Genomic DNA, 13,896 nt, shown 5'->3' with positions numbered 1-13,896 from the left:
GACTTCGGCTGGGCCCCCCCTGGGGCGGTACCCCCGGCCCCCCGCCCCCGACCCCTATTAGCCGCCCCCCCCGGGTTACGCCCGGAACGGCCCCCCCCCCCCCCCGGGTGGGGGGGGGGGGGGGGGCCGCGGCAATCCGACGGCTACGGCAGTCCGCCGCTACGGCAGCGGCACCGTCGTCAGCGTGCCCGCCGGCACACCGCTCAGCGCGCCGTCCATGGCACCGCTCCAGATCGGCCCGGCCAGCGTGCCGCCGAAGGCCTGGTCGACGACGTGGCCGCCGATCCGCTGTCCGTCCAGCGGCTTCTGGACGGCCGTGTCACTGACGACCGTCGCGCCCGCCATCTCGGGGGTGTAGCCGACGAACCACACCTGGCGACTGCCGTTGGTGGTGCCGGTCTTGCCCGCGCTGTCGCGGCCGGAGAGACCGGCCGGCTTGCCGGTGCCGTCCTCGACCACGCCCTTGAGCATCGTGGTGACGGTGTCGGCCGTGTCCGAGGACATCACGGAGGTGCAGTTCGCGTCCGGCACCGCCAGCTGCTTGCCGTCCGGGCCGGTCACCGCGGTGATCGCGGTCGGCTTGCAGTAGGTGCCGTGCGCGGCGAACGTCGCGTAGACGTTCGCCATCTCCAGCGGGGTCAGGGAGTTGCTGCCCAGCGTCATCGACGGCACCACCTGGAGCTTCTCGCCGCCGGCCTGCGCCGTGATGCCCAGCTTGTTGGTCATCTGGGCGACGGAGCACAGCCCGGCGTCGGCCTCCAGCTTCGCGAAGTAGGTGTTGACCGACTGCGCCATCGCCGTCTTCATGTCGAACTGGCCCTTGAGGTTCGGGCTGTCGTTGTGCAGCGACTCGGTCGACGGGAACTTGCCGCCGTTGCAGTCCTTCATCGCCGGCCACGGGATGCTGTAGTCCGTGGTGTAGCTCTGGTTCGGCGCGATGCCGGCCTCCAGGGCCGCCGCCGCGACGATCGGCTTGAACGTCGACCCGGTCTGGAAGCCGGACCCGCCGCCCATCGACTTCTCGACGTTGTAGTTGATCTGGGTCTCGTGCTTGGAGTCGTCGACGCCGTACGGGCGGCTCTGGCCCATCGCGAGGATCTTGCCGGTGCCCGGCTGGACGATGCTCATCGCCGTCGCCGCCAGGTCGCCCGGGTTCACGCCCTTGGTCACCGAGTCGTTGAGCGCCGCCTGCGCCTTGGGGTCGAGCGTGGTGCGGATCTGCAGGCCACCGCGGTTCCACAGCGCCTTCCGCTCGGCCGCGTTCTTCCCGAACGCCGGGTCGGTCAGCACCACCTGGCGCGCGTAGTCGCAGAAGAAGCCCTCGCCCTGCTTGGCCGTGATGCAACCCTGCGGCGACGACTGGATGTTCAGCCCCAGCGGGCTCGCGATCGCCTGCTGCTCCTGGTCCTTGGTGATGTGCCCGAACTCGGCCATCTTCTTCAGCACGGTGTCGCGCCGGGTCTTGGCGTCGTCCGGGTGGGCCACCGGGTCGTAGCCGCTCGGGGACTGCTCCAGGCCCGCCAGCAGCGCGGCCTGCGGCAGGGTGAGGTCCTTCGCGTGGACGCCGAAGTAGCGGTGGGCCGCCGCCTCGATGCCGTAGGCGTGCTGCCCGAAGTACGTGATGTTCAGGTAGTTGGTGAGGATCTGGTCCTTGCTGAGGGTCTCCTCGACCTTGATCGCGTACTTCAGCTCCTGGATCTTGCGGCCGACCGTCTGCCGCTGCGCCTCCTGGACCTTCGCCGGGTCGTCGCCCGCCTCCTCGACGAAGACGTTCTTCACGTACTGCTGCGTGAGCGTCGAGGCACCCTGGCTGCTGCCCGTGGCGGCGTTCTTGTTCAGGGCCCGGAGGACGCCCTTGAGGTCGATCGCGCCGTGCTCGAAGTAGCGGTTGTCCTCGATGTCCACGAGGGCCGTCTTCACCAGCGGGGAGATCTGGTCCCCCGGGACGATCGTGCGGTCGCGGTCGTAGACGGTGGCGATCACGCCGCCCTGCGCGTCGTAGATCGTCGAGGCCTGGGACAGCGGCGGGGTCTTGAAGTCGTCCGGGAGGTTCTGGAAGTCATCCGCGGCCGATTGCGCCCCGAGGCCGACGGCCCCCACGGCCGGCAGGGCTATGCCCGCCACGACCACCCCGGCTATGCCGCTCACACCGAGCAGCCGCACACCGGCCCCGAGCTTGTTCACACCTGTTCCCCGCCGCTTCTCTCGCATGTGGCGACCATACGTGCACGACATGAGAGAACCGAACAGAAGTCCGCGCAGCCCTGTCACTCCTTTGTCACAGCCTTGCTACGAGGCGGAATACGGGCCTCAGCAGGGGCGGAACCCGGCCGGGACGGCGGAGCCTTGTGAAGGAGTCGTGCGTACATTCCGGCGTGGTGGCGCACACCCGGGCCGCTCGCTGCGGTCGACTCCGGAGGAGCGGCCACGGGGGCGCCGACGGCTGGGAAGGGTGCCTCAGGGTGCCAGCGGGTGGTCCGGGGCCAGGAGCTCCGAGATCCGGGCGGCGATGGTCTGCGCCGGCTGGCCGTCCGTCGTCGCGGGGCCCTGGGTGGTGGCGACGGCGATCGCGAGGCGGCAGTCCGGCAGATAGGCCTGGACGGCGGCGTACCCGGGCAGGAACGGGTTCTGCAGCACCCAGCCGTTCCGCACGAACACCCCGAGGCCGAAGTGCTCGGCCTCCGTGTTGGTCCTGCAGATGTCCGCCGGGCAGGTCTTGGTCGCGTGCCCGAGGCCGACCGTCCCCGGGTTCAGCTGCGTCCGGTAGCTGCTGGGCGAGAGCAGTTCACCGGCGCCGATGGCCTGCGCGGAGCGGGCCAGGTCGCAGATGTCGCTGGAGAGGACCGCTCCGCGCGCGGCGGTCCAGGACGGGTTCCAGAAGGTGACCTCCTCGTAGCGGCCGCGCGCCGCGGTGAAACCGTGCAGCACGGGGGTCGGCAGGTCGGGGGTGAAGCCGTTGCGGGTCTGACGCAGGTCGAGGCGGTCCATCACCCGTCGGCGCAGCAGTCCGTCCAGCGGTTCGCCGGTGATCTTCGCGAGCGCCTCGCCGAGCAGCATGAAGTTGGCGTGCGAGTAGCTCCAGTTGGTGCCGGGCGCGTACCAGAGGTCGTGGGCGGTGGAGACGCCGACGAGCTCGGCCTCGGTCCACTCCCGGAACGGGTCGGCGAGGTAGGCGTTCTGGAAGACCGGGTCGGGGACGTAGTCGTGCAGCCCGGAGGTGGTGGAGCCGAGCATCCGCAGGGTGATCTCCTCGGCGTGCGGAAGGTCGGGCAGCCAGCGCGACACCGGGTCGTCCAGGCCCACCTTCCCCTCCTCGACGAGTTGCAGGAGCACCACGCCCATGTAGGAGAACGCCACCGACCCGACGCGGAAGTGCATGTCGGCGGTGGCCGGCACCCCGGTCATGGACTCCCCCACCGCCCCGGTGACCACCTCCCGCCCGTCCACCGTCACCTTCAGCAGGACGGAGTTGAGGTCGAGTTCCTCCTTCGCCCGGCGGACGGCGTCGAGCACCTTCCCGGCCTGCCCGCTCCCCGGGTCGGGCGAGGCGGCGCACCCGTGCTGCGGGTGCGCGGGCCCGGCGGCCGTCGCGGGCCCGGCCGACAGGTGGAGGGTGGAGGCGAGCAGGGTCGCGGTGCAGAGGGCGGCGATGCGCATGCGGGTCATGACCGCACTATGTGCACCGGCGCCCGGCCGTCCGGCCTCCGACACTCGGTGCTACGCCGTACGGGCGGGACGGGCCCGCGGCCGGAGCACGCACACCACGCCCGGCCCCGGCCCACGGCCCCCGGCTCAGCGGCGGGCGGCCTGGCGGGTGCGGCGGACGATGCGGTGCAGGCGCTGGAGGGCCACGAAGCGCCGCATCCGGTCGGCCAGCGTCAGGCTGTACTTGAGCCGCAGCTGGGCGTTCAGCCCGGCCAACTGCTCGGAGCCGATGGCCAGGAGCAGCCGGCTGACGTGCCGCTGGTAGACCTCCCAGTAGGGGCGGTCGCCGTCCGGGAGGGACCAGAAGAACATCGGGATCTCCTCGACCAGGCAGTTCCGGTCGTAGGCGCGCAGGTGCTCGGCGAACTGCGGCTCGGGGCGGGCCGTCAGCCATTCCCGGACCAGTTCCATCGAGCGGACCCGGTCGATCAGGCCGCGCGGGTCGGTCTTGCGCTGGGTGATGGACAGCGCGCCGTCCTCGCGCACCCGCCAGTGGTAGATCGGCTCCGAGATGACGTCGACGCGCTCGGCGAGGAAGTGGTGCGGCACGCTGACCGGGGCGTCCTCGTACAGGAGGCCCTCGGGGTAGAGGATGCCCGCGCCGTCGAAGAACGAGCGCCGGTAGACCTTGTTCCAGGCGGTGCGGTCGGTGACGAGCGCGGGCAGTTCGCTGACGTGGGTGCGCAGCCGGGTCTCGCGGAACGGGCGGCGGTGGCCGTGCGAGGGGGTGAGTCCGCTGGTGCGCAGGCGCATGGCGTTGCCGGTGGCGAAGTCGGATCCGGTGTCGTCCAGCGTGCGGATCATGAGCTGGTAGGCGTGCGGCGGCAGGGTGTCGTCGCTGTCGACGAAGGTCAGGTACTCGGTGCCGGGGGTGAGGTGGCGCCAGCCGGTGTTGCGGGCGGCGCCGAGGCCCTTGTTCGCCTGCTGGACCAGCCGGAAGCGGGGGTCCTGCTCGGCGTACGCCTTGGCGAGGAGGGCGCTGTCGTCGGTCGAGCCGTCGTCGACCATGACGCACTCGAAATCCTCGAAGGACTGGCCCGCGATCGAGTCGAGGCACTCTTCGAGGTAGCGCTCGACGTTGTAGATCGGGACGACGACGGACAGACGCGGGGCCATCGGACGGCCTTTCGCTCAGAGGCGGACGGGCCGGGCAGGGCCGGCGATTCCATCACCTACAGTGATCTGCGGTGGCCCCAGTGTAGAGAACACGCGCGACCGTCGGACCAACAGCGGACGGATTCCAGTTTGCGTTCCGGTGCTGCCGTTGTGTCCGTGGCCGGACGTGGTCGACCGGGGTCGAGCCGCGGGGCCACTCCGCCGACGGTCACCAGGGCACAGCCTGCCCCTGGTGGTCGACGAAGTGCAGACCGGGCGTGCCCCGGTGCTGCTCGATCGTCCCGGCCACGCCGGGAACGCTCTCCTTCACGCTGAGATCGGCTTCGGGGCCGCCGAGTTCGGTCCGCACCCAGCCCGGGTCCATGAGGATCAGGGTCCGGCCGTCGGCGGTGTGGCGGGCAGCATAGCAGCGCATGAGCTGGTTCAGCGCGGACTTGCCGGCCCGGTACAGGTCCTGGCCGCCGTCGGTGTCGAGGGTGAGGCTGCCCTGGTCGGAGGACATGACGCCGATGGTCCCGGCCGGTGCGACCAGCGGGCCGAGCACCTCCACGACGCGCATCGGGGCGAGCGCGTTGGTCACCATGACCTCGGTGAACACGTCCGTCGGGACGTCCCCGATCGGGAAGTCGCCGCGGGTGATCGCGGCGTTGACGAAGAGCAGGTCGAGGGTGCGGGAGGCACCGATGACGAGGGCGGTGGTGCGGATTTCGGTGCGGGTGTCGGTGCGAGTGTCGGTCATGGCCCGAGTCTCCGGAGCGTCCCGGCAGCCGTCCAATGCCCTTCCGTCCGCATTGATGCCGTGCGGGCATCGGTGCAGGGAGTGCATTGATAGCGTGCGGAGCTGGACCTGGATCTGCGCAAACTCCGCTACTTCACCGCGGTCGCCGAGCACGGGCAGTTCGGCCGGGCGGCCCGGGAGCTGTACGAGGAGGCGCGGCGGATCACCGGAGTTCCTGTTCATCGCCACGACGGCGCTGCGCCGCGCCGCCGCTGTGGCGGCGGCGGGCCGGGACTCCGCCTGAACCGCTCGAACGCGGAATCATCCGATCGAGGGATCAACGGACCGGAATACCCGAGGTCCCAGGGGCGGGCAGTACGGTTTGTGCTCCACCGAAGCCGAGTCGAGGTGGCCCGACCGGTGCGACCCGCAGGAGGGGTATTGAGATTTCCCTGGCAACGGGGCGTCTCCGCCGCGTCCATCACGTTCGCGGCCCTGGGCGCGGCCGGTGTCATGACGGCCCCGGGCTCGGCCGACGGGGCCCCCGAGCACGCTGGGCCGAGCAGCGTCCACGGACATCGGAGCGACGACGAGGTCGCCCCGCCCGGCGACGTCGTCAACTACCCTCCCGCGCCGCCCGCTTCCTGACAGGCATGGAAACCTCCTTCCCGGCTTTCCCCTCAGTCACGGCTGCTACTTTGAGCATCATCGTATGAGTCTGGTGGCCTGACACATGGTCACCATACGTATCAGGGGGATGCTTTGAAGAAGTTGACGACAAGAGCGGCCACTCTCGCCCTGGCTGCAGGAGCCTTCGCGACGTTCGCCGCCGCGCCGGCCTCCGCGGCCGCGACGGACTGCGGCTCACCCGACGTCGTGGCCTGCTTCACCTACGGCGACCAGCTGAAGCAGACGCCGGAGAACATCGTCCAGGAGCCCGACGGCTCCTTCGACGTGACGCTCTCGCTCGCCCAGCAGGTGGCCCGGGTCGGCACCGACGGCCGGGTGCGGATCCTGGTGCAGATGCCCGTACCGGACGGCACCGGGGGCGGCACGCCGCTGGTGGGCCACCCGGTCACCATGGGCCTGGTCCGGGCCCAGGACGGCACCCTGTTCTTCCTGTACGCGAACGGCGACACGGACCAGACCGGCGTCTGGCGGCTGCGCCCGCACACGACGACCCCCGAGCAGGTCGCCCAGCTCCCCAACAACAGTCTGCCCAACAGCATCGCGCTGGACGGGCGCAGCGGCCTGCTCTACATCAGCGACAGCGCCCTCGGCCGGGTCTGGACGGTGCCCACCACCGGCGGGACCCCGACCGTCTTCTCGGACGACGCCCTGCTCGCGGCCAAGGGCTTCGGCGCCAACGGCCTGAAGCTCCACCACCACGCGGTCTGGGTCTCGAACTCCGTCAATGGCACGATCGTGCGGATCCCGATCCTGCGGGACGGCCGGTCCGGCCGGCCCGAGGTCCGGGCGGACAACCTGTCCACCGTCGACGACTTCGCCTTCACCGGCCACGGTGACGAGCTCCTGGCCGCGCTCAACGGCAGCAACGAGGTGGTCCGCGTCCACCCCGGGATCCACCCCGACCACACCTACACCGTCGTCCGCAAGGACGACGGCCTGCAGAACCCCACCTCCCTGGTGATCCACGACGGCACCGCCTACGTGGCCAACGGCGCCTACTTCACGAAGACGACCCCGAACATCCTGGCCATCCACCTCGACGACGAGCACTGACACGTCGCCGAGGCCCCGACGCCCACGGCCGGTCCCCGCACCGGGGCCGGCCGCGGGCCCGGGCGGTCAGTCGCCGTGGGCGTGGAAGATGCCCCAGCTCAGGCGGCCCGCTCGGCAGGCGGCCACCCACCGGGGGAGGTTCTCCAGCAGGCCCTCCAGGTACACCGGGCCGACGAGGTCGCGCAGGGAGTCGGCCTGGCGGCGGGTCTCCTCCTCCAGCCGGACGTAGTGCGTGAGGAGTTGCTCGCTGCGGTCGTCGAAGTCCACGCCGCTCAGGCCGACTTCGGGCAGCCGCTTCTCGTAGTAGCCCGGGGTGGCGAGGCTCTCCACCTGGAGGCGCGCCACCACCTCGCGCAGCGACTCGGGCGCGACGCCGTCCGCCGCCATGACGTCGGTGAACACGAGGTCGCCGTCCGGCCGCAGGACGCGGGCCGCCTCGCTCAGCAGGCGGTCGCGGTCGGGGCTGTGGCAGAACGCCTCCTGCGACCACACGACGTCGAAGTGCCCGTCGGGGAACGGGATGTCCTGGAACGAGCCGGTCACGACCTCGATCAGTCCGTCGAGCCCGCGCTCCGCGTTCGTGCGGCGGTGGCGCTCGTTCTGCGGCTCGCTGATGTTGAGCGCCGTCACCCGGCAGCCGAACGTCCCGGCCAGGAAACGGGTCGGCCCGCCGTACCCGGAGCCGAGGTCCAGCACCGTGACCCCCGGGGTAGGCAGCCGGTGCGCGACCTTCGCAGCCGCCCGTTCGCAGGTCCGCCGGGACGCCGTCCCGACCGGCTCGTGGGCGTCGAGGTAGATGCCGGTGTGGATGTTCTCCCCGCCCCACACGGCGGAGTAGAACCCGTCGACCTCACTGCTCCCGTAGTACCGCCGCACCGTCTCCACCGCGTCCGCGATGCTCTCCTCGGCCATGCCGCCGCACCCTCCTCGCGCCGTTCCGCCACCTCCCCGTGACTGTACGTGAGTTGGAAGATCACTCGTGGACGAACCGGCGGACCGTCCCGGTCATTTCGCGCAGAGGTTGTCCGAGGCGCTGATCAGCGGCTGGAAGTCCTGGCGCAGGTTGTCGTCCGACACGTCGGGGCCGAAGGCGAAGTTGCTGCGCAGCTCCGTCGCCCACGCCTGGCTCTTGACGTACGCGTCGAGCCGGCCCCGCAGCCACTGGCAGGCCGAGGTGTGCCCCGGGGGCAGTGCGGCGACCAGCGTCTGCACCTTGCCGAACCGGCCCTCCGCCATCGCGTACGGGGCCTGGCCGTTCACCTTGACGTTGACGGCCATGCCGCGCAGGACGAGGTAGTCGGAGACGAAGACGTCCGCGGTGCCGTCGTTCAGCGCCTTCAGGCAGTCGTCGGGGAAGAGGGCGTCGACCGACACCTTGGGCTTGACCTCGTTGTCGATCAGCGCGCGGGCGGTGGTCTTCGCGATCGTGCAGACCCGCAGCGGGGTCAGGTCCTCCTGACGTTGCACCGCGACCGGGTGCGCGGCCAGGGTGAGGGCGCCGAGCGGCGTCTTCAGGTACGGGCCGGCGAGGTCGAAGGTCTGCTCGCGCTCGGCGGTGTCGGAGATGTCCGCCACGACGACGTCGGCGCCGTTGTGGTTGGTGTTGCCGTCCAGCAGGGCGTCCGCCCAGGTCTGCGCGGAGAGCGGGACGGAGGAGTAGGGCACGCCCGCGTCGCCCAGCACCTTGGCCACCAGCCTCGGTTCGAAGCCCTGGAAGATGCCGTTGGGGTCCTGGACGGACATGCCGGGGGCCGCCGTCTTGAACCCGACCCGGACCGTCCGATCGAACGGCGCCGGCCGTTCCGGTCCGGAGGAGCAGGCGGCGAGCGCGAGCGGCAGGACTGCGGCGGCGGTCACGGCGAGCATGCGCAAACGGTGTCCGGCGATCACGGCGAAGCCCTTCAGTCCTTGAAGTCGACGGTGTGGATGTTGACCAACAACGTGCAGCCCGTCGGGCTCAGAGTCAGTGCCAGGTCCACGCTCGACTGGTTCGCGGGCACATTCGCCCGCACCACCGAGCCCGGCTTCCGGGGGCCCGACTTCCAGCCGCCGATCGTCATCTCCACGGTCGTCTCATGACACTCGCCGCTGTCCGGGTTCTTGTCGCTCAGGTTCAGCGGGATCTCCACGCGCGTGCGGCCGGCGGGAACGTTTACCGTGGTGTAGAGGGTGGACGTGGCACCAACGCCCCGTGAGAGCTCGCTGCCGTGCCAGTCCACCGGCACCGGCACCGCCGGCCGGTCGCCGCCCGCCGAGACGATCGCCCAGACCACCACCGCGAGAACGACCGCGCCGACGCCGCCGACCAACCACCACGTGCGGCGGCTCCGCGCTTTCGGCTCCCGGGGCTCCGGCTCGTCGCCGTGGGGCGTCGGAATGGCGATCGTGACGGAGCTCGGAAGGCCGGGAATGGAACTGCAGAATTCCCGGATCTGCGCCTCCGACCCGCCGACCACCAGCCACGTGAACTCGCTCAGCGGATCGGGCACCCCGGGCGCCGTGCTGCTCCCCCAGCCCTGCGCCAGCAGCAGACCGCCGTTGTCCAGCAGCCATTCCTTGAAGCCGTCCGTATGCCGCGATTCGAGCACGACGTTGAAGAACCGCAGCCAGGAGACCGCTCGTTGGCCGCCGGCGAGCCGCCGTGCCTCCTCGTAGAGCGCCTGCCGGGCGGCGGGCGCGTTGCTGTGCCGGATGCACGACCGGGTGATCCGGGTGAGGTGCGTGTGCGTCGCGTTGTCGAACGTGACCTCGAACTCCACGACCCCGGGTGCCTCCCGGATGCTGTGCACCAGATCGGCGCGCCGGTCCCCGTTCTCCAGCAGCGGGATCTCCTTCAACGCCGCCGCCAGGACGTGCACCGCGCGCTCGTCAAGCTGCCGCATGTGTGCCCCCTCCGCAGCTCGTCGCGAGCAGGAGCTCCAGGTCGCCCACCGCCCGGTGCCCGCCGGCCAGCCGTCGGACCGCCGCGACCAGGGCGCGGAGCGCGTCGCAGGGGGCGAGGTTGTCGAGGCAGGCGCCGGCGATCAGTTCCAGGTGGGGCAGGGCTAGCGAGTCGCCGCGCGGACGGATGCCCTGCTCGGCGGGGAGTGTGTCGTTGATCCGGCGGACGAGGTCGTGGCGCACCCGCTCGTCGTCCAGCGCCGGTATTCGGAACAGCGCGTCGGCCCACTCCTGGCGGCCCGCCATGCGGTACGCGGCAGCCGGGCACGCAGCAGCCGTCGGCAGGTCCAGCAGCGCGCGCAGCTGCCCGACCGGGGTCATCCACCCACCCACCGGGTCGCCGTCGTCCTCGGTCCCCTTGACCACACCGACCACCTGCCCGCTGCCCGGGGCGACCACCATGCTCCCGCTGAGCCCCTTGCGGATCCACCCGTTCACGAGCCGGACGAAGCCGCCCGACAGCCCGGCCACCGTCAGCCGAGCGGTGTCCGGCTGCACGCCGTCCGCCGGGGTGGCCGTGGTGAAGCCGTGCGCGGAGAGCTCCGTACCGGCCGGTGCCTCCGTCGCGGCGAGGACGGCGACCGGCCGCCCCTCGCGGACGGGTGTGCGCAGCACGGCGAGGTCGGGCGCGGGGTAGTAGGCGCTGCCGGCGGGCCGGTCGGGCGGCCACAGGTCGACGGAGAGGACCTCCTCCGCGCCGAGCGCGCCGTGCACCGTGACCGGCCGGCGTCCGTGGACGACGTGGGCGCAGGTCACGACGAGTCCGGGGGCGACGAAGAAGCCGCTGCCCAGGAAGGTCGTGGCGCCGTCGGCGAGCCAGACGGCGGGGTCGTGCGGGCCGCCGGCTCTCAGGACCACGCGGGCCGCCCTACGCGGCGGTGGGGGTGCCGGAGCCGGCGCGGTCCCAGGTGAGCCGGACGTTCAGGCTCGCCTCGCCGCCCGCCTCGGCCAGCACGCCGATCAGCCGCCCGGCCTGGACGGAGAGCGTCACCCCGAACTCCACCTCGAACGAGGACGGGTCGCCGCACTTCACCGCGGTGTCCTTGGCCCACTGGCCGACGGCCTGGACGGTCTCGCGCACCTGGTCGAAGGTGTGCCGCACGGCGGTGGAGACGGCGCCGGCGTCACCGGAGTCGCGTCCCGTCCGGCCGTCACCTCCCGGCCGGGGGTCTCGGACGGCGGCGTAGACGGTCGTGCCGTCGGCGAGGTGGACCTCGATCGTCTCGGGGGTGGAACCGGTGGAGCCCGCGGAGCCGGTGGGGTCTGCCATGCACGTCACGTCCCTAGGAGGTCGAATTGCGGTGCACATGCGCCTGGTCCGGTCGCGTCCGATCAGAAGTGTGACTGATGAGGCGTCAGGTCCGGTGGCGGCTAGTCAGATTAGCGCATCCAACTATCCTCGCCTGCACGCACCGTGCACACCCGTCACCGGATCGTTACCGCGGGCGAACGGAGCGGCCGGGGCAGGGCAGGAGTCCTCAGCCCGTCGCCGCCGGAGCGTCACCGTCGGCGGGCCGGAGGCGGGGAGCACGCGAGTACAGCGCCACGACCGCCGCCTCGAAGCCGGCCACGGCGAGCAGCCCGGGACCGGCCCCGAGCCGCAGCAGCAGCGCCCCGCCGACGCCGCCGAGCAGGATGCCCGCCACCGTCGCCACCCGGCGCATCCGGGTCAGCCGGGGCACCGCCCGTACGGCCGGCCGGAACGCGAGGGTGTCCACGATCGCCTTCACCAGGGCCGTCTGCAGGACCGTCGTCGGCATGTCCGGGATCCGCGCCTGGTCCATGATCCGGCTGTGCCAGCCCATCGCGACCGCCAGGACCGGGACGAGGAGGCCCACCCCGTGCGTGGGCAGCCGCTCGGCGCCGTCGGCGGCGATGGTGCAGGCCCCGGCGGCGGCGATGAGCGCGGCCTCGGTGCCCAGCATGGACACGAACCAGCGCCGGCCCTCGCGGAGCCGGCCCACGATCACGCGATCGGCCAGCAGCACCCCGGCCGTGAACGCCCCCAGCGCCGCCGCCGGCGCGGCGAGCGGCGTCCCCGCCGTACCCGCCACCCCGAAGCCGAGCAGCAGCACGTTCCCGGTGGCGAGCGCGGCGAAGACGTGCCCGAGCCCGAGGTAGGTGATCGCGTCCACCGCGCCGGCCACCATGGTCAGGGCGAACATGACGCCGGCGATGAGCGCCTCACCGCGCCCCGGAGCGACCCTCATGCGGCCAGCCTGCCCCGGCCGTCGCGGGTGCGCCGTCCGTGCGGCTCCTTCGGGGGACGCCCGGCACTGGCGGTCCGGTCCCGCCCGGCGTCAGTCCAGGAGCCGCCGGAGCTCCGTCTGGGCCCGGGTGACGAGCGCCTTCGCGGTGTGGCCGGAGACGCCCAGGGCCCGGCCGACCTCGCGGAACGAGCGCTCCGGCTCGCCGTCCAGGCCGTAGCGCAGGACGAGCGCGTCGGCCTCGCGCCGGTCGAGACGTGCCAGGGCCTTGCGGGCGACGGTCGCGAAGTCCCTTGCCACGGCCGAGCGTTCGGGATCGGTGAGGCCGAGGCCGGGTGCCGGCGGTTCCTCGTCCTCCTCCGGCGCGACCGTGCGCAGCTGCCGGTGGAGCGCGGCCACCGTGCCCGGCGAGATGCCGAGTGCCGCCGCCGCCAGGCCGAGGTCGTCGGCGTTGTCCCGGAGGGCGCCGCGCAGTGCCACCGTCCGGCCGACCAGGTCGGCGGGGACGACGGCCGGGAACTCCTGCTGCGCGATCGCCCGCTGGATCTCCTTCCGCACCCACGTGTGCGCGTACGCCGCGAAGGGTGCGCCGCGGTCCGGGTCGAAGCGGTGGGCGGCGATCAGCAGACCGAGGATGCCGGACTGGCGGAGGTCCGCGCGGTCGAGGTGCCAGGTGCGGTAGCGGGCGACCTCCCGCTCGACCAGGCGACCGTGCGCGGTGACGAGCCGCTCCCGCACCTCGTGGTTGCTCATCGTGCTCCGTCTCCCCGGGTCGGGCCCACGTCCTGCTGTCACCGGGTACCGATACCGGGCGGCGCGCCGAATGCGAGCTTCGCAGCGCCGCGGTTTCCCGGTATCACCTCCGGCAACACGAGAACCGCACCGAACCGAGAGGCCCGCACCATGTCCGACACCACTGTTTGGAAGCCCCTGGCCATCGTCCCGTACGGCGCCGTCCTGCACGTCCCGGCCGGCTGGGAGGCGATGCCGCCCGTCCCGGCGAACGGTCCGGAGATCCTGCGGGCCACCGGCGGCCCCGGCCGGAACCTGATCGTCTTCAAGGTCCCGGCCAGGGACATGACCGCCGAGAAGGTCGCGGACGTCGCCCAGGAGAAACTGGAGGCCCACGGCTACGGCGACTTCACGCGCACCGAGGCCCGGTTCGGCGGACGCCAAGGCGTCGCGCTGGACTTCCTCACCCGGCACGGCAGCGGCGCCGTCATCTACCGCACCCGGGAGTACTTCGCCGTGCGCGGCAACGCCGCCTTCATCCTCGGCATGGGCAGCGCGACCTGGGACGAGCACCTGCCGCTCATCGAGGAGATCGCCGCGCGGTTCGAGCTCACGGACTGACGCGCCGCGCGGCAGGCGGAGCGGGGGGGGGGGGGGGGGCCCCCCCCCCCCCCCCCGCCCCCCCCCCCCCCGCCCGCCCGCCCGCCCCCCCGGCGGCGGCGCTCGGGCGAGGGC

Annotated in this window: 14 protein-coding genes and 1 pseudogene; 4 read left to right on the top strand and 11 right to left on the bottom strand. The window is 72.2% G+C overall.

The annotated features are described in order from the left end of the window. Nucleotides 1-159: 159 nt before the first annotated feature. From ACFV4F_RS12050 to ACFV4F_RS12035, 4 genes are all read right to left on the bottom strand, one after another. A complete protein-coding gene (locus tag ACFV4F_RS12050) occupies nt 160-2,211 on the bottom strand; it encodes a transglycosylase domain-containing protein (RefSeq protein ID WP_380501876.1) in 2,052 nt (683 codons plus the stop codon). 246 nt (nt 2,212-2,457) lie between these two features. Further along, entirely contained in the window at nt 2,458-3,666 is a 1,209-nt protein-coding gene (locus tag ACFV4F_RS12045; RefSeq protein WP_380501874.1) for a serine hydrolase domain-containing protein, read from the bottom strand. Between the two features lie 126 nt (nt 3,667-3,792). Beyond that, nucleotides 3,793-4,821, bottom strand: coding sequence for a glycosyltransferase family 2 protein (locus ACFV4F_RS12040; RefSeq protein WP_380501872.1), 1,029 nt, complete (start codon nt 4,819-4,821; stop codon nt 3,793-3,795). A 208-nt stretch (nt 4,822-5,029) separates the two neighbouring features. Next, the gene (locus tag ACFV4F_RS12035; protein WP_380501870.1) at nt 5,030-5,560 is read right to left on the bottom strand and encodes an SDR family oxidoreductase; all 531 of its coding nucleotides are present in this window, start codon (nt 5,558-5,560) and stop codon (nt 5,030-5,032) included. A gap of 102 nt (nt 5,561-5,662) precedes the next feature. Between ACFV4F_RS12035 and ACFV4F_RS12030 the strand changes: the two are divergent. From ACFV4F_RS12030 to ACFV4F_RS12020, 3 genes and pseudogenes are all read left to right on the top strand, one after another. Continuing rightward, nucleotides 5,663-5,746: pseudogene (locus ACFV4F_RS12030) on the top strand (LysR family transcriptional regulator); the annotation flags it as partial. 234 nt (nt 5,747-5,980) lie between these two features. After that, nucleotides 5,981-6,187 carry a hypothetical protein gene (locus tag ACFV4F_RS12025; RefSeq protein WP_380438321.1) on the top strand — a complete coding sequence of 69 codons (207 nt, stop codon included), beginning with the start codon at nt 5,981-5,983 and terminating at the stop codon, nt 6,185-6,187. 123 nt (nt 6,188-6,310) lie between these two features. Continuing rightward, on the top strand, nt 6,311-7,282 hold the full coding sequence (locus ACFV4F_RS12020) for a hypothetical protein (protein ID WP_380438319.1): 972 nt from the start codon (nt 6,311-6,313) through the stop codon (nt 7,280-7,282). Between the two features lie 66 nt (nt 7,283-7,348). Here the strand turns inward: ACFV4F_RS12020 and ACFV4F_RS12015 are convergent, their stop codons facing one another. The 7 genes from ACFV4F_RS12015 to ACFV4F_RS11985 form a co-directional block, all read right to left on the bottom strand. Further along, the gene (locus tag ACFV4F_RS12015; RefSeq protein ID WP_380501868.1) at nt 7,349-8,194 is read right to left on the bottom strand and encodes an SAM-dependent methyltransferase; all 846 of its coding nucleotides are present in this window, start codon (nt 8,192-8,194) and stop codon (nt 7,349-7,351) included. 93 nt (nt 8,195-8,287) lie between these two features. After that, nucleotides 8,288-9,148, bottom strand: a complete 861-nt coding sequence (locus ACFV4F_RS12010) for a substrate-binding periplasmic protein (protein WP_380501866.1) — start codon at nt 9,146-9,148, stop codon at nt 8,288-8,290. A 35-nt stretch (nt 9,149-9,183) separates the two neighbouring features. Beyond that, entirely contained in the window at nt 9,184-10,164 is a 981-nt protein-coding gene (locus tag ACFV4F_RS12005; protein ID WP_380501864.1) for a hypothetical protein, read from the bottom strand. After that, nucleotides 10,151-11,080, bottom strand: a complete 930-nt coding sequence (locus ACFV4F_RS12000) for a trypsin-like peptidase domain-containing protein (RefSeq protein WP_380501862.1) — start codon at nt 11,078-11,080, stop codon at nt 10,151-10,153. The genes ACFV4F_RS12005 and ACFV4F_RS12000 overlap by 14 nt, the downstream gene beginning before the upstream one ends. Before the next feature lie 10 nt (nt 11,081-11,090). Beyond that, a complete protein-coding gene (locus ACFV4F_RS11995) occupies nt 11,091-11,492 on the bottom strand; it encodes a CU044_2847 family protein (RefSeq protein WP_380501860.1) in 402 nt (133 codons plus the stop codon). A gap of 208 nt (nt 11,493-11,700) precedes the next feature. Continuing rightward, the gene (locus tag ACFV4F_RS11990) at nt 11,701-12,432 is read right to left on the bottom strand and encodes a YoaK family protein (RefSeq protein WP_380501858.1); all 732 of its coding nucleotides are present in this window, start codon (nt 12,430-12,432) and stop codon (nt 11,701-11,703) included. Nucleotides 12,433-12,522: 90 nt separating this feature from the next. Beyond that, nucleotides 12,523-13,182: a sigma-70 family RNA polymerase sigma factor gene (locus ACFV4F_RS11985; RefSeq protein WP_380501856.1), complete on the bottom strand. Its 660-nt coding sequence runs from the start codon at nt 13,180-13,182 to the stop codon at nt 12,523-12,525. Nucleotides 13,183-13,332: 150 nt separating this feature from the next. Here ACFV4F_RS11985 and ACFV4F_RS11980 point away from each other — a divergent pair, with 150 nt between their 5' ends. After that, nucleotides 13,333-13,782 carry a hypothetical protein gene (locus ACFV4F_RS11980; protein ID WP_380501854.1) on the top strand — a complete coding sequence of 150 codons (450 nt, stop codon included), beginning with the start codon at nt 13,333-13,335 and terminating at the stop codon, nt 13,780-13,782. The last annotated feature ends 114 nt before the right edge of the window (nt 13,783-13,896 follow it).

This window comes from Kitasatospora sp. NPDC059722 (assembly GCF_042733235.1).
Taxonomy (GTDB): domain Bacteria; phylum Actinomycetota; class Actinomycetes; order Streptomycetales; family Streptomycetaceae; genus Kitasatospora.
The sequence above is the reverse complement of the archived record's forward strand: the minus strand, read 5'-3'. Positions and strand labels throughout refer to the sequence as shown.

Bases quoted from the DNA above. Each gene is read 5' to 3' on its own strand.
- ACFV4F_RS11980 (WP_380501854.1), top strand. From the start codon at position 13,333: ATGTCCGACACCACTGTTTGGAAGCCCCTGGCCATCGTCCCGTACGGC.
- ACFV4F_RS12035 (WP_380501870.1), bottom strand. From the start codon at position 5,560: ATGACCGACACTCGCACCGACACCCGCACCGAAATCCGCACCACCGCC.
- ACFV4F_RS12050 (WP_380501876.1), bottom strand. From the start codon at position 2,211: ATGCGAGAGAAGCGGCGGGGAACAGGTGTGAACAAGCTCGGGGCCGGT.
- ACFV4F_RS11985 (WP_380501856.1), bottom strand. From the start codon at position 13,182: ATGAGCAACCACGAGGTGCGGGAGCGGCTCGTCACCGCGCACGGTCGC.
- ACFV4F_RS12005 (WP_380501864.1), bottom strand. From the start codon at position 10,164: ATGCGGCAGCTTGACGAGCGCGCGGTGCACGTCCTGGCGGCGGCGTTG.
- ACFV4F_RS12040 (WP_380501872.1), bottom strand. From the start codon at position 4,821: ATGGCCCCGCGTCTGTCCGTCGTCGTCCCGATCTACAACGTCGAGCGC.
- ACFV4F_RS12045 (WP_380501874.1), bottom strand. From the start codon at position 3,666: ATGACCCGCATGCGCATCGCCGCCCTCTGCACCGCGACCCTGCTCGCC.
- ACFV4F_RS11990 (WP_380501858.1), bottom strand. From the start codon at position 12,432: ATGAGGGTCGCTCCGGGGCGCGGTGAGGCGCTCATCGCCGGCGTCATG.
- ACFV4F_RS12015 (WP_380501868.1), bottom strand. From the start codon at position 8,194: ATGGCCGAGGAGAGCATCGCGGACGCGGTGGAGACGGTGCGGCGGTAC.
- ACFV4F_RS12010 (WP_380501866.1), bottom strand. From the start codon at position 9,148: ATGCTCGCCGTGACCGCCGCCGCAGTCCTGCCGCTCGCGCTCGCCGCC.
- ACFV4F_RS11995 (WP_380501860.1), bottom strand. From the start codon at position 11,492: ATGGCAGACCCCACCGGCTCCGCGGGCTCCACCGGTTCCACCCCCGAG.